Annotated in this window: 16 protein-coding genes and 1 tRNA gene; 11 read left to right on the top strand and 6 right to left on the bottom strand. The window is 67.2% G+C overall.

Translation table 11 applies throughout. The features are described from left to right. Window positions 1-72: 72 nt before the first annotated feature. Both serB and QQS52_RS05015 read left to right on the top strand, forming a co-directional pair. On the top strand, window positions 73-1,260 hold the full coding sequence (gene serB / locus QQS52_RS05020) for a phosphoserine phosphatase SerB (RefSeq protein ID WP_472772874.1): 1,188 nt from the start codon (window positions 73-75) through the stop codon (window positions 1,258-1,260). 3 nt (window positions 1,261-1,263) lie between these two features. Beyond that, entirely contained in the window at window positions 1,264-2,019 is a 756-nt protein-coding gene (locus QQS52_RS05015) for a peptidyl-tRNA hydrolase (protein ID WP_472772851.1), read from the top strand. A gap of 36 nt (window positions 2,020-2,055) precedes the next feature. Here the strand turns inward: QQS52_RS05015 and QQS52_RS05010 are convergent, their stop codons facing one another. From QQS52_RS05010 to QQS52_RS05000, 3 genes are read right to left on the bottom strand one after another with little or no spacing between them, the layout of a single operon-like run. Beyond that, complete coding sequence (locus QQS52_RS05010) at window positions 2,056-4,086, bottom strand: ATP-dependent DNA helicase (protein ID WP_472772850.1); 2,031 nt, start codon at window positions 4,084-4,086, stop codon at window positions 2,056-2,058. Between the two features lie 18 nt (window positions 4,087-4,104). After that, window positions 4,105-5,445 (bottom strand): nicotinate phosphoribosyltransferase, encoded by a 1,341-nt coding sequence (locus QQS52_RS05005; RefSeq protein WP_472772849.1) that lies wholly within the window; start codon window positions 5,443-5,445, stop codon window positions 4,105-4,107. Window positions 5,446-5,483: 38 nt separating this feature from the next. Then, window positions 5,484-6,059 (bottom strand): CAP domain-containing protein, encoded by a 576-nt coding sequence (locus QQS52_RS05000; RefSeq protein ID WP_472772848.1) that lies wholly within the window; start codon window positions 6,057-6,059, stop codon window positions 5,484-5,486. 185 nt (window positions 6,060-6,244) lie between these two features. On the opposite strand from QQS52_RS05000, the gene clpS reads away from it, so the two are divergent. The 8 genes from clpS to rdgB all read left to right on the top strand — a co-directional run bounded on the left by clpS (window position 6,245) and on the right by rdgB (window position 11,837). Continuing rightward, window positions 6,245-6,544 carry an ATP-dependent Clp protease adapter ClpS gene (clpS, locus tag QQS52_RS04995; protein ID WP_070769684.1) on the top strand — a complete coding sequence of 100 codons (300 nt, stop codon included), beginning with the start codon at window positions 6,245-6,247 and terminating at the stop codon, window positions 6,542-6,544. 20 nt (window positions 6,545-6,564) lie between these two features. Then, window positions 6,565-7,104 (top strand): DUF2017 domain-containing protein, encoded by a 540-nt coding sequence (locus QQS52_RS04990; protein WP_472772847.1) that lies wholly within the window; start codon window positions 6,565-6,567, stop codon window positions 7,102-7,104. Then, window positions 7,104-8,042, top strand: a complete 939-nt coding sequence (locus QQS52_RS04985; protein ID WP_472772846.1) for a P1 family peptidase — start codon at window positions 7,104-7,106, stop codon at window positions 8,040-8,042. The genes QQS52_RS04990 and QQS52_RS04985 overlap by 1 nt, the downstream gene beginning before the upstream one ends. Before the next feature lie 127 nt (window positions 8,043-8,169). Continuing rightward, the gene (locus QQS52_RS04980) at window positions 8,170-8,802 is read left to right on the top strand and encodes a rhomboid family intramembrane serine protease (RefSeq protein WP_472772873.1); all 633 of its coding nucleotides are present in this window, start codon (window positions 8,170-8,172) and stop codon (window positions 8,800-8,802) included. Between the two features lie 6 nt (window positions 8,803-8,808). Next, a complete protein-coding gene (gene murI, locus QQS52_RS04975) occupies window positions 8,809-9,639 on the top strand; it encodes a glutamate racemase (RefSeq protein WP_296205378.1) in 831 nt (276 codons plus the stop codon). 62 nt (window positions 9,640-9,701) lie between these two features. Beyond that, window positions 9,702-10,472 (top strand): MBL fold metallo-hydrolase, encoded by a 771-nt coding sequence (locus QQS52_RS04970; RefSeq protein WP_472772845.1) that lies wholly within the window; start codon window positions 9,702-9,704, stop codon window positions 10,470-10,472. A gap of 28 nt (window positions 10,473-10,500) precedes the next feature. Next, window positions 10,501-11,232, top strand: coding sequence for a ribonuclease PH (gene rph, locus QQS52_RS04965; protein ID WP_070769678.1), 732 nt, complete (start codon window positions 10,501-10,503; stop codon window positions 11,230-11,232). Then, window positions 11,232-11,837, top strand: a complete 606-nt coding sequence (gene rdgB / locus QQS52_RS04960) for an RdgB/HAM1 family non-canonical purine NTP pyrophosphatase (RefSeq protein ID WP_472772844.1) — start codon at window positions 11,232-11,234, stop codon at window positions 11,835-11,837. The genes rph and rdgB overlap by 1 nt, the downstream gene beginning before the upstream one ends. Window positions 11,838-11,846: 9 nt before the next feature. On the opposite strand, the gene QQS52_RS04955 is transcribed toward rdgB, so the two are convergent. Further along, window positions 11,847-12,221 carry a DUF3817 domain-containing protein gene (locus QQS52_RS04955; protein ID WP_472772843.1) on the bottom strand — a complete coding sequence of 125 codons (375 nt, stop codon included), beginning with the start codon at window positions 12,219-12,221 and terminating at the stop codon, window positions 11,847-11,849. A 52-nt stretch (window positions 12,222-12,273) separates the two neighbouring features. Further along, window positions 12,274-12,696, bottom strand: a complete 423-nt coding sequence (locus QQS52_RS04950; protein WP_472772842.1) for a hypothetical protein — start codon at window positions 12,694-12,696, stop codon at window positions 12,274-12,276. A 112-nt stretch (window positions 12,697-12,808) separates the two neighbouring features. Between QQS52_RS04950 and QQS52_RS04945 the strand changes: the two genes are divergently transcribed. Continuing rightward, window positions 12,809-12,894: transfer RNA gene (locus QQS52_RS04945), tRNA-Leu, on the top strand. A gap of 23 nt (window positions 12,895-12,917) precedes the next feature. Here QQS52_RS04945 and QQS52_RS04940 read toward each other — a convergent pair. After that, window positions 12,918-13,730 (bottom strand): tyrosine-type recombinase/integrase, encoded by an 813-nt coding sequence (locus QQS52_RS04940; protein WP_472772841.1) that lies wholly within the window; start codon window positions 13,728-13,730, stop codon window positions 12,918-12,920. Between the last annotated feature and the right edge of the window lie 206 nt (window positions 13,731-13,936).

Raw genomic sequence — 13,936 nt, 5'->3', positions numbered from 1 at the left:
TTGGCGATCCTTAGCCGCGTCGCGGCGGGCAGCTCGGGGGCTGTGACCGCGGCCGCATCCTGCTGTGGCAGGATAAAAGCTGTGGATAATCAAGCATTAAAGGACGTAGTGATTACGACCTCGGGCCTGGACAAACCCGGGGTATCGGCGGCCTTCTTCCGTGTGCTGGCCGCCGTCGGAGTGGAGCTGGTGGACGTGGAGCAGGCCATTTTCTCCGGCCGCATCACGCTGGCCGCCTACGGGCGCCTGGACCCGCACCTGGTGGAGAAAGCCGAGGCCGGGCTGCGCAACACGCTGAGCATCTACAAGCACACCGTTAGCGTCGAGGTGGGCACGGGGCGTACTCCGCGGCCGCGCTCGACCCACGTCGTGGTCATCATGGGGGCGCCAGTGACCGCCGAACAGATGGCTGCGCTGGCGCAGGAGCTGGCCAACTTCGACAGCAACATCGACCGCATCCGCGGCCTGTCCGAGCATCCCCTGACTGGCCTGGAGCTGGCCGTGACCGTGGGCGGCGACGCGTGCGCCCTGCGGGGCCGGCTTGCCGAGCTGGCCGGGCGCCTGGGCATCGACCTGGCCATCGAGGAGGCGGGCCTGCACCGCCGCGCCAAGCGCCTGGTCTGTTTCGACTGCGACTCGACGCTGATTACGGGCGAGGTCATCGAGATGCTGGCCGCCCGCGCCGGCCGCGAGGCGGAGGTCGCCGCGGTCACGGAGCGGGCCATGCGCGGCGAGCTCGACTTCGCCGAGTCCCTGCGGGAGCGCGTCAAGGCGCTGGGTGGGTTGGACGAGTCTGTGCTGGCCGAGATCGCCGAAGATATCGAGCTCACCCCGGGCGCGCGCACCACGGTGGCCACGCTGAAGCGCCTGGGTTTTAAAGTCGCGGTGGTCTCCGGAGGTTTTACCAAGGTCCTCGAGCCGCTCGCCCGGGAGCTGGATCTGGACTACGTGCGGGCCAACACCCTGGAGGTCCGCGACGGGAAGCTTACCGGCGAGGTGACCGGGAAGATCGTCGACCGCGCCGCGAAGGCGGAATACCTGCGCGAATTCGCCGCGGACTGTAGCGTGCCCATGTCACAGACCGTCGCGGTCGGCGACGGGGCCAATGATATCGACATGCTGAGCGCGGCGGGCCTGGGCATTGCCTTTAACGCCAAGCCGGCGCTCAAGGAGGTGGCCGACGCCCAGGTCAACCACCCGTACCTGGACGAGGTCCTGCAGCTGCTGGGCATCCCGTCCGCCGAGATCGAGGAGGACTAGGTTATGGGCGCCGAGCAGGCTATCGATGCCTCCTTTGGCACCGCGCACCAGCGGCTCAAAGAGTCCTGTAGTTCGCGGGACTGGCACCGCGATAGGGAAGACCCCGACCAGCCGGAGACGGTCCAGGCCATGCAGATCGCGCTGAACCTGCCCAAGCAGGGAACCCCGGCCCGCCACCGCGTGCTGGAGGCGGCCGCGCGGGCGGTCGTGTCCGTCTGCCTGGACGAGCGGGCCGGCGGTGATACCGCCTTCGCGGCGGCCCTGGGGCGCTGGTACGGCCACCGCATCCGCAAGGTCGCCCGCCGCAGCCGCAACAAGGCCTGGAACGACGTGCAGGCCCTGCCCGGCGTGACGGTCGACGTGGCGCGCGCGTTTGTGCCCTCGGCGGTCAACGAGGTGGATCCGCTCATCGGCAAGCTGCAGATTGGCCACACGGACTTGCCCGCCGACCAGCCGGGGGAGCCGTTAGGCGATGCCCCGGTTATCTACGTGGACACCTCCCTGGGCATGAGCGCCGGCAAGGCCGCCGCCCAGGTGGGCCACGGTTCCATGCTGCTGGCCGCGATCCTGGATACCCAGGCGGCGTGGGAGTGGAAGCAGACCGGCTTCGCCTTGAGCGTGCGCGAGGTCGACCACGCCACCTTTGAGCGCGCGGAGAAAGAACCCGGGGCGGTGGTCGTCGTCGACGCCGGGTTCACCGAGATCGCGCCTGATTCGGCCACGGTCTGCGCGCTGTGGCGCCCGCTAGGCGCCCAGTAGCCCCGGTTGGCTATGGGGGTTTGGCCGGGCCAGCCTCTAGCGGCTGTCTACGAGCCGCCGGAGGGCGCCTAGCACGGTTTCTAGGCGCGTGGTGGACCAGAAGGGCGGCATGGAGGCGCGCAGGAAGCCGCCGTAGCGCTTGGTCTCCAGGCGGGGGTCGAGAACCGCGACGACGCCTCGGTCGTTAGTTGCGCGCAGCAGGCGGCCGGCGCCTTGCGCCATGAGGAGGGCGGCGTGGGTTGCCGAGACCTCCATGAATCCGTTGCGGCCGGCGGCCTTGGCGGCCTCTGTGCGGGCCTGCATCAGGGGGTTATCGGGCCGCGGGAAGGGGATGCGATCGATGATCACCAGCGAACACGCCGGCCCGGGCACGTCCACGCCCTGCCAGAGGGTCAGTGTGCCGAACAGACAGGAGTTTTCCTGCTTGCTGAACTTATCCACCAGCGCGCCGATGGAATCCTCGCCTTGGAGGAAGACCTCGAAGGGCAGCTTCGGGCGCAACTCTTCGGCGGCCTGCTGGGCGGCCCGGCGGGAAGAAAACAGCCCCAGGGTGCGCCCGCCGGCAGCGGTGATAAGCTGGCGCAGCTCGTCGAGCGTGGCCGGGGCCAGGCCGTCGCGGCCGGGCTGGGGCAGGCCCGCGGCGGTGTACAAGATCCCGGACTTGGCCGGATCGAAAGGCGTGCCGACGTCCAGCGAGTCCCAAGTTCCCTGCGGCAGGCCCCACTGGGCGGCCATCGCGTCGAAGCGCCCGCCCAAAGCCAGGGTCGCGGAGGTCAGCACGACGGTCTGCTCGGCGAAGAGGTTGTCGTGGAGCATCTCCGAGATGGACAGCGGCGCCACCGCCAGGGTGTTCGCCCCGTTGCGGCTGTCGCGATCCAGCCAGACGACGTCCTCGTGCGCGGCCGGATCCCCGGTCGCGAAGACGTCGAGCAGCCGCGCGACGGTCTCCACGATCGAGCCCAGGTGGTTGGTCAGGTTCTGGCGCTCGGCGTATTTCTCTGGGTCCTGGGCCTGCTCGTTGTCGGGGGCGCGGCTGATGGTGGACTTGATGTCCTCGACCGTGTCCGCCAGGGAAGATAACTGGGACTTGGCGTCATCCGGCAGGTCCACCCAGCGGCCCGGGGAGTACTCGTCCAGCAGGATATTGAACTCGTCGGCCTGTTCGGAAAGCCGGGTTTCCTTCCCGTTGGCGCCCAGCGCCTTGACGCGGTTAGCCGCCATCTTGAGGCCGCGGGCCGTCAGCTCGGCCGTGGACACGGAGGTGATGCGGCCGTCCAGCTCGTGGGCCTCGTCGATGATGACGGCCGAGTGCTCGGGCAGGATGGTGGCCTGGGAGACGGCATCGATAGCCAGCAGCGCGTGGTTCGTGACCACCACGTCCACCTGGGCCGCCGCGTGCCGGGCCGCCTCCGCGAAGCAGTCCGCGCCGTGCGGGCAGCGGGTAGCGCCCAGACACTCGTTGGCCGTCACCGAGACCTGGCGCCAGGCGAGGTCGCTGACCCCGCGGTCTAGGTCCTCGCGGTCGCCGGTGTCGGTCTCATCCGCCCAGTCGTAGAGGCGCGCGACCTGGGCTCCTAGGCCCGTGGCCTCGGTTTCCTCGAAGAGGCCGGACTCCGCCCCGGCCAGGGATTCGGCCCGCGCCACCTTGTTCAGGCACAGGTAGTTCGAGCGGCCCTTCATGATGGCGAAGGTGGGCTTGCGCTGCATGATGGGCTCGAGTGCGTCGACCAGGCGGGGCAGGTCGCGCTGGACCAGCTGGCGCTGCAGGGCCAGCGTCGCGGTGGAGACCACCACGGTGGAGCCGGTGTTGTGCGCGTGCCGGATGGCCGGGACCAGGTACGCCAGGGACTTACCCGTGCCGGTGCCGGCCTGCACGGCCAGGTGCCGCTGGCTATCGAGGGCCTTGGTCACCGCACCCGCCATGCGGATCTGGCCGTCGCGCCGGGTGCCGCCCAGGGCCTCGACAGCCGAGGACAGCAGCTCCTCGGTGGAGTGGTTGAGCGGCTCGCGATAAGACTCGCTATCGGGGTCGGCGGGGTCTGCTGGGTCGTGCGGGGCGTTTGTCACCCAGGTTAGTCTACCGGCCTAGGACTGATGCGGCGGCAGCAACCCGACCGCCCGGGTGGGCACGGCCGGCTCGCCGCGGGACAGGGCCAGGCCCTCCCAGGGCAGCGTGCCGATGGCCGCGGCCAGGTGGGCGCGGGAGGCGTCCAGGTCCGGGATGTCGTCGACGGCCTGGCCGTCGCGCATGAGCGGGATGGTCAGCTGTTGGGTCTCCAGCCCGCCGACGTCTGGGGTGGTGGTGTCCGTGTAGGGGAAGACGACCTCTTCGACCGCCACACCGGTGGAGCGGTAGGTGCGCAGCGCCTGCTTGGCGCCGCCGATGGATTCCTTGGAGGAAGAGCGCTTGGCCACCGGGTGGCCGTCGACCTCCACGACCTTGTAGACCAGCCCGGCCGTCGGGGCGCCCGAGCCGGTGACCACGGAGGTGCCCACGCCGTAGACGTCCACCGGATCGCCGCGCAGGCCCGCGATGGCGAACTCGTCCAGGTCGGAAGAGACCACGATCTTGGTCTCGTTATTGCCCAGGTCATCGAGTTGCTTGCGGACCCGGCGGGTGACCGCGCCCAGGTCGCCGGAGTCGATGCGCACGCCGCCGAGTCTTTTGCCGGCGATCTCCACGGCGTTGATAACGCCCTGGGTGATGTCGTAGGTATCAACCAGCAGGGTCGTGCCCGCGCCCAGGACGTCGATCTGGGTGGCGAAGGCGGCCTTCTCGTTGGCGCTGCCGTCCTCGTTGACGTGTGCCAGCGTCCACGCGTGCGCGGCCGTGCCGGAGACCGGGATGTCGTAGCGGAAGCCGGCCTCCAGGTTGGAGGTGGCGACGAAGCCGGCCAGGTAGGCCGCGCGGGCGGCGGTGACCGCGCCGTATTCGTGCGTGCGGCGCGCGCCCATCTCCAGGATGGGGCGCCCGTCGGCGGCGGTGACCATGCGCGCGGCCGCGGAGGCGACAGCGGAGTCGGCGTTCATTATGGACAAGATGACGGTCTCCAACACGATGCACTCGGCGAAGGTGCCGCGCACGGTCAGCAACGGTGAATTCGGAAAGTAAAGCTCGCCCTCGCGGTAGCCGTCCACCTGGCCACTGAAGCGGTAGTTGCGCAGGTAGTCCTTGGTCTCATCGTCGAGGAAATCGAGGTGGGCCAGCTGCTGCTCGGTGAAGCGGAAGTTCTGGATGGCCACGATGACGCGCGGCGTGCCAGCGACGACGCCGTAGCGGCGCTCGTTCGGCAGGCGCCGTGAGAAAACTTCGCAGGTGACTTGGCGGTGGGCACTGCCGTCTCGCAGGGCTGCCTGGAGCATGGTCAGCTCGTACATGTCCGTGAGTAAGGCAGTGGAGGCGGTGATATTCGAGCTATCGTTCACATCGTGAAGTGTACGTCACAGCCGCGTGACGGGGGTGTTTATTCTTCAAATTGGATGACCACCCAGACGCGGCCGTGGCCGATTTCGGCGGCGACCGCCTGGAAGGTATTGGCCGGGTTTAAGACCACCTCGAGGTGCGGGCGGGAGGCGCGCAGCTTCTCCACGACCGCGTAGCCGGTGGCGCCTTCGGCCGGCAGGTTGACCTGCAGCTGAGAGATGTTCTCTGGCGAAGGGGTTTCCTTCCCGGTCGCCGCGTTCTGGCGGGCCTGTTCGCACGCCGCGCCCTGGCGGTCGGGCCACGGCAGCCCCGGCGGCAGTCCGTTATCGAGGCGCCACTGGTTCAGCGCGGTGCCCACCTCCTGCTCCAGCTGGGTCAGCCGGACCCGCTCTGCCGGGGAGGCCGGGTCCGGTTCCGTGGTGGAGGAGCCGTTGCCGGGAGACTCGGACGCGCCCGCCCCGCCGGGGCTGGAGACCAGGGAGGCGATGGCCACACCGACAGTGGCGGCGAGGGTGACGAAGGTGATAACCGCGCGGGCCACGCCGGGCAGATCGGCTGGGAAGCGGCCGAAGCGCACGTCGTTGATTAACCGTGTGAGCAGGGGAGGCTGTGACATGCTGTCCTTTCCGCCCGGGAGGCTGGGGCTGGCAAGCACTAAAGCTGAACTGCTTCAGTATGGAAGAACCATGGATGGATTAGGGTACAAGGCTAGTTGAGGCACAGGTTACCTGCCAGGCAACTTGTGCACTAGTGAAATTGGTTAGGCTATAAGGTATGACTGCCAGAATTTCCCCCATTTACATGGGCTCGCCCATGGCTACCCCGGAACTGGACGAGGACCTTCAGGTGGACGTGGCCACCAGCGAAAACCTGCCCTGGATGTGCATTGTCTGGGACGACCCGGTCAACCTGATGAGCTACGTCTCCTACGTCTTCCAAACCGTGCTGGGCTACGACAAGAAGCGGGCCAACGAGTTGATGATGCAGGTGCACACCGAGGGCAAGGCGGCCGTCTCCTCCGGTGAGCGCGACAAGATCGAAGCCGACGTGAAGAAGCTGCAGATCGCGGGCCTGTGGGCCACCATGCAGCAAGCCGGCTAGGAGGCGGAGAAGAAAAACCCATGCAAGAGTGGAAGAAGAAGAAATCGCTCATGCGCCCCGTGCGCTTTCACGCCGTCCTCGACCCGATGGAGCGCGAGGTCCTAGGCAACCTGACCTCGACGGTGGCCGAGGCCATTATCCAGCGCGCGCAGTCCGCGCCGAAGGACGAGCTGGCGGAGATGATGGACATGCCCTCCGGCCACAAAGACGCCCCGAAGGATCCGTCCCTGGCGCGCCTGTTCCCGGATTTCATGGCCGACGGCGACGAGGAGTTCGACGGCGACGCCTCCCTGATGCGCAGCCTGCACGAAAACGACATCGCCCGCGCCAAGCTGGCTAACCTGCAGGCCATCAACTCCGCGCTGGGGCCGACTGGCTCCGTGGAGCTGAGCATTACGGAGGAAGAGGCCCACCAGTTCGTCGCCGGGCTCAACGATTTGCGCCTGTTTGTGGCCGCGGGAGATTTCAGTGGCCCGGATGCCGCGGTCACGGACCGCGACGCGCTCGTCGAGTGGCTGGCCTTCAACCAGGACTCGCTGCTGCGGGCGCTGATGTCTTAATGCTCAGCGTCGGCCACGTTAGTCGCGGGGATACCGGGGTCACCGCGGTCTATTTCGGGCCCGCCGGGGCAGTGGCCGGCGTCGACGTGCGCGGCGGCGGCCCGGGCACGCGGGAGACCGACCTTTTGGCCCCGCACAACACCGTCCAGCGGGTCCACGCCATCGTGCTGGCGGGTGGTTCCGCCTTCGGCCTAGCGGCCGCGGACGGGGCCATGCGGCAGCTGGCGCAGGAGGGGCTGGGATTCGCCGTCTTTGGCGAGGACAAGCCCGGCCCGCGCGTGCCCATCGTGCCGGCGGCCGTCATCTTCGATCTGGCAGTGGGCCCGACGCTGCCCACCGCCGACGACGGGGCCGCGGCCATCCGCGCCGCCCTGGCCGGAGACGATCCGGCCCAGGGCAGCGTCGGAGCCGGCTGCGGCGCCACCGCCGGTAAGCTGCGCGGCGGGTTGGGCCGGGCGCAGCTGGAGTCGGCAGATACCGGCTATCACGTCGGCGCCATCGTGGCGGCCAACCCGGTCGGCCAGGTAGTCGACGCGGCCACCGGGCTCCTGTTCGGCGCGCCGGGCAGCCCCGGCATCGACAGCGCGGCCTTCGCCAAACTGCCCGACCCAGCCGCCGGCCTGAACACCACCATCGGGGTGGTCTACACCAACGCGCCGCTTTTCAAGGCACAGGCCAAGCGGCTGGCCCTGGCCGGCCACGACGGCATCGCCCGCGCGGTGCGCCCGGCCCACTCGCCGCTGGACGGGGACACCTTGTTCGGCGTCTCCACCGCGGGGTCGGGGCAGGCCGCGGCCGCATCCGCGCTGGTGGGGGACGGGGTCCTGGCCCGGCTGACGGCGCTGGCTGCCGATGCCGTCGAAGCCGCCATCGTCTCTGCCGTCTGCGCGGCCAGCGACGGCTTCGGCTACCCCGCGTATTCTTCCCTGCTGCGCTAAGCTGAAGTGCACTATGACATATTCCACTGGACCGTATTCGTCCCGGCCGGACCGTAGCCGGGGGCAGACCGGCCCGGCGAATTTCGGACCCACGGGCGGACCTCTCCAGCCGGCCGGCGGCGCTGGCATGCGCAAGCCCCAGACCAACCGGGGCGACTCGGTGAATTACACGCGCGCCGGGCGCTTGCGCACCGGCCTGGTCTTCGCCATTGGCTACTTGGTGCTGCTCTGGGGCATCCACATCATCAACTACGTCATCTTCGGCGGGCAATTGAGCTACTACGGCATCCACCCGCTGGACTTCAACGGCATCTGGGGCATCGTCACCGCCCCGCTGCTGCACGACGACTGGGAGCACCTCATGGGAAACTCGCTGCCCGGGGCCGTGTTCTGCTTCCTCATCGGCCTGTCCGGGCGGAAAGCCTGGTGGGAGGTCACCCTACTGGTGGTGCTCATCGGTGGACTCGGCACGTGGCTGCTGGGCGGGCCCGGCACCAACCACATCGGCGCCTCCAGCTTGGTCTACGGCTGGCTGGCCTACCTGCTGGTCCGCGGTATCTTCAACCGCTCGCTCATCCAGATCGTCCTCGGCGTGGTCCTGGGCGTTGCCTACTCCGGCCTGGTTTGGGGCGTGTTGCCCATCTACGAGGGCGTGTCCTGGCAGGGCCACCTGTTCGGGGCCATCGGCGGCATCGTGGCCGGTATGACTATCACCTCCGACGACACGTCGAAGCAGATTATGCGCCGCAGCGTAAAATAGTTCGGCGTGACTGAACTAGCTGATAAACCGCAGCCCGGACCGACCGCCCCCATCGGGATTTTTGATTCCGGGGTGGGCGGCCTGACGGTCGCGCGCACCATCATCGATCAGCTGCCTCACGAGTCGCTGCTCTACATCGGCGACACGCTGCACGGCCCCTACGGCCCGCGCCCCATCGCGGAGGTCCGCGCGCTGTCCATCAACATCGCCGACGAGCTGGTCGCCCGCGGCTGCAAGATGATCGTGGTGGCCTGCAATACCGCCACGGCCGCCTTCCTGCACGACGCCCGCGAGCGCTACGACGTGCCGGTCGTCGAGGTCATCCGCCCGGCCGTGCGCCGCGCCATCGCCACCACCCGCAACCACAAAATCGGCGTCATCGGCACCGAGGGCACCATCAAGTCCGGCGTCTACCAGGACCTTTTCGCCGTGCACCCGGACGTGCGGGCCACCGCAGTGGCCTGCCCCGACTTCGTGCCGTTTGTGGAGCGCGGGATTACCTCGGGCCGCCAGATCCTGGGCATTGCCGAGGGTTACCTGGAACCCATGCAGGCCGCCGGCGTCGACACCTTGGTACTCGGCTGCACGCACTACCCGCACCTTTCGGGGGTTATCCAACTGGCCGTGGGAGACGAGGTCACGCTGGTTAGCTCCGCGGAGGAGACCGCCAAGGACGTTCTCAAGGTGCTTACCGAGCGCGACCTGCTCGCGCCCGTGGACAACCCGGCCACGCGCGTGTTCGAGTCCACCGGCGACATGGAGATCTTTGAAAACCTCGCCTCCCGCTTCCTGGGGCCGGGGGTCGGTGAATTCAACCACATTTCCCACTCGGGTTGATTTTCTCCCCGAAATGGCCACAAATCGCCCCACTGTGGGCCCATTCGTGACACCATGAATGCATGAAGTTGACCATCTTGGGATGCTCCGGAAGCGTGCCCACTTCCGGGAATCCGGCCTCCGGCTACCTCGTGTCTTTCCCGGATGCGCCGTCCATCGTCATGGACTTGGGCCCCGGTACGCTGGCCGCTTTGCAGGACGTCCAGGATCCCTGTGACGCCCACGTGGCGCTCACCCACCTCCACGCCGACCACTGCATGGACTTTCCCTCCCTGATGGTCTGGCGCCGCTTCCACCCCTATGCGCCGGCCAAGGGCCGCAACTTCTGCTTCGGCCCCAGCTACGCGCCGCTGCACCTAGGGCGCCTGTCCTCCGACGGCCAGCCGGACGGCGTGGACGATATGTCGGATACCTTCGCATTCAGCCCCTGGGAGGACGGGGTGGAGCAGCGCGTCGACGACGTCGCCATCACCCCGTACCGCACCATCCACCCGGTCGAGACCTACGGCCTGCGCTTGCGGCACACTGAGACCGGCAAAATCATCGCGTATACCGCGGACACCGCCTTTGATGCCAAGCTGGTGCCGATGGCGCAGGACGCGGACGTCTTGTTAGCAGAGGCCGCCTGGGGAGCTAGCTCCGAGGGCAAGGCGGAAAAGATGCACATGTCCGGCGCGGAGGCCGGCCGCCTGGCGCAGCTGGCGGGCGTGAGCACCCTCGTGCTGGTGCACCTGCAGCCGTGGGGTGATGCCGCGGAGACGGTGGCGGCCGCCCGCGCCGAATTCGACGGCGAATTGGTTCTCGGCAAGCCCGGGATGGTCATCGAACTCTAGCCCGGGCGCGGCGGGTAGCCTGGGGAGCATGACTGATTTTCAACGAGCAGACGGCCGTGGCCTCGACGAGCTGCGCACCGTGCGAATTACCCGCAATTTCACCACCAACCCGGCGGGCTCGGTGCTGGTCGAGTTTGGTAACACCCGCGTGATGTGCACCGCCTCGGTGGAAACCGGCGTGCCCCGCTTCAAGCGGGATTCCGGCGAGGGCTGGCTGACGGCCGAGTACGCCATGCTGCCGTCCGCCACCCACGAGCGCATGCCGCGCGAGTCCATGAAGGGCAAGGTCAAGGGCCGAACGCACGAAATCTCGCGCCTGGTGGGCCGCTCGCTTCGCGCCGCGGTGGATCTGAGCGAGCTGGGGGAGAACACCATCCAGCTCGACTGCGACGTCCTGCAGGCCGACGGCGGCACCCGCACCGCCTCGATCACCGGCGCCTACGTCGCGCTGGCCGATGCCGTGGCCGCCCTCAAGGAGCGCGGCGCCGTGCCGGGCGAGCCGCTGCTCGACCCCATCGCGGCGGTTTCCGTGGGCATCATCGACGGCCAGATCTGCCTCGACCTGCCGTACGAGGAAGACTCCCGCGCCGAGGTGGATCTGAACGTGGTCATGCAGGAAAGCGGCGACTTCGTGGAAATCCAAGGCACCGGTGAACACGGGCTGTTTGGCCGCGACGAGCTCAACCAGATGTTGGACGTGGCCCAGAAGGGCTGCTCCGAGCTCATCGCCGCGCAGCGCGCCGCCCTGGGGTGGGACTAATGCAGCTGCTGATCGCCTCGAACAACCCCAAGAAGCTCAAGGAGCTGCACACCATCCTGGCCGAGGCCGGCATCGAGGGTGTGGAGCTGGTCCCGCTCAGTGAAGCCGAGCCCTACCCGGAGCCGGTCGAGGACGGGCGCACCTGCGCCGACAACGCGCTGATCAAGGCCCGCGCGGGCGCGAAAGCCACCGGCCTGCCGTGCGTGGCGGATGATTCCGGCCTGGCCGTCGACGAGCTCAACGGCATGCCCGGCGTGCTTTCGGCTCGCTGGTCCGGCCGTCACGGCGACGACGCCGCCAACAACGGGCTCCTGCTGGGGCAGCTGGCCCACGTGCCGGAGGGGCGCCGCGGCGCGGCGTTCGTCTCCGTGTGCGTGCTGGTCACCCCGGCCGGGCAGGAACACGTGGTGGAAGGTCGCTGGCCCGGGAGCGTGCTGACTGCCCCGCGCGGGGAGGGCGGCTTCGGCTATGACCCGCTTTTCCAGCCGGAGGGCGAGGAGCGTTCCGCCGCGGAGATGACCCCGGAAGAGAAAAACGCCGTCTCCCACCGGGGCCAGGCGCTACGGCAGCTGGTTCCCGTGGTAGCGGCGTTGCAGAAAAACTAGCGCACCAGGCTAGAGCTGGAAGTCGCGCTGCACCTCGCGGCGGCGCTTGACCTCCATGTAAAAAGAGAAGAACGGGATGGTGCCGGCCAGGGCCGTGGTGAACCACTTCATCGGCGGCCACAGGGCCTTCGGCGCCAGGTTCAGGATGGACAGCAGGTACAAAACGTAGAAGGCGCCGTGGATCTGGGCGATGTGGGTGGCCCACTCGGGCATGTCCATGCCGACGAGGTATTCCAGCACCATGCGCGTGGTCAACACCAGCAGGAAGATACCGGTGACCGTCGCGGCGACGGTGAACAGGGTCAGCGCGGTGCGCACGCGGGCTTGGCGGGCCGGGTGGATGCGCTTCGGCGCGGTGGAAGCAGAAGTGTTCTCAGAAGTCATAGCAGTTATCTAGCTTAGCTTTTTCGGAAATAAAAATCGCACGGGTCAGGCCCTAGTGGTCGAGACCGGGGTTGACCTCGTGGTGTCCGCGGCGCGGGCGGTTAAGCTCGTTGAATTCCTTGACGTCTAGCCGGGGCCGGCTGGGCAGGAAGTCCTCGTCGATGGTGGTCGGCTTGGTCTTGGTGACCTCCGGGGCCTCGTAGGTGAAACCGTCGAGGTCCTCCGCCTCGTTTTCGGCGGCGATGCGCTCGTTCTCGCTGCGCAGCGCGGTCCGGTAGGCGTAGATGACAAACGCCGCGAACAGTGGCCACTGGAGGGCGTAGCCTAGGTTCTGGAAGGTGCCGGAACCGGACTGGAAGCGGGTCCACTGCCAGTAGGCGAGCGCGAAGAAGGCGACCACGAGCACGGCGATGAGGACAATATGCCACCACCGTACTCGGATCCTCTGGCGCTTGCCGGTTTCTTGCGTGCTCACGAGTCCTAGCCTACCCACTGGCAGCGGCGCGCCAAAGTCATTAGTGAGCGAAAACGCCCACCGCCCCGATTAGAACCCGTCGGAATCCATCCGGTAGTATCAATCGCGTTAAGCGCCCGTGGCGGAATTGGCAGACGCGCTAGATTTAGGTTCTAGTGTCCGAAGGACGTGTGAGTTCAAGTCTCACCGGGCGCACCAGGCTAAAATGCCTCTTGACCAGCTCAAGAGGTCTTTTTTAATCCCTCTACGACCCCATCGCACGACAATTCCACGACATTAGAAAAACGACTATCCATCACCGCACCAATCGTATCCACGTCGTTCTCCCACAAGTCCGCATAGGTCTGTAGGGTCTCCGCCGCGTTCTTGTGACCAAGATAACGCTGCACAACTTTCACCGTTGCCCCGGAGCCAATCATCAGGCCAGCCGCCGCATGGCGCAGACCATGCGGTGTAATCCGCTCAGGGATAACCCCCGACTCCACACACCGCCGCACCGCGAACGCAAACCAGGAATGATGACCCAGCGGCTTCAGCGGCGACTCACTACCGAACAACCACTCGCCCGGGGCACGCCCCTGGGCCTGCGACCGCAAAAACCCCATCACAGTCTCAGGCACCGCGATAACACGCGACTCCCCATTCTTCGGTGCCCCAACATGCAATTTCCTGCCCTCCCACGTGACAGCCCGGGCTACTTTCACACGGTGCCCAATATCGGGAATATCACCAACTTGTAGGCCGGCCAGCTCGCCCCACCGCAGGCCAGTCATGCCAAGAGTGAGCACGATACCCCCGTTGGGGCCGCACTCTCGCGCCAGGCCGACCAGCTGCTGTTCGGTCAAATAAATCTTCTTCGGGATAGGCTTTTTCGGCAGCGTCACACCCCGGGCGCGATTCATCGGCACCGCACCATCATCGACAGCGATGTCCAAAATTCCGGCCAGCACGCCATGGGCGCGGCGCACAGACACCGGCTTCTCATGATACTCAGACAGCCACGCTTGCACCTCAGGCTTACGAATAGACCCCACACTACGATTACCCCACACAGGTTTAACCCAGTTCTCCCAGGATGACCGCATAGGGCGTAATGACCCCGGCGCTAAGTGTGCCTTCGTCTTGAAAAACAAGGGGGCATAATCGGCCACGGTACGCCGCGCCAAAGTCGGGTCACACCACGTACCATCACGCACATCCGTCGCGTTTTTATCCGCCCACGCCTGGGCCTCAGTCTTCG

The sequence above is a fragment of the Corynebacterium sp. 1103A genome, assembly GCF_055700955.1.
Note: the sequence above shows the minus strand (reverse complement) of the source record. Positions and strands in the feature narration are given on the sequence as shown.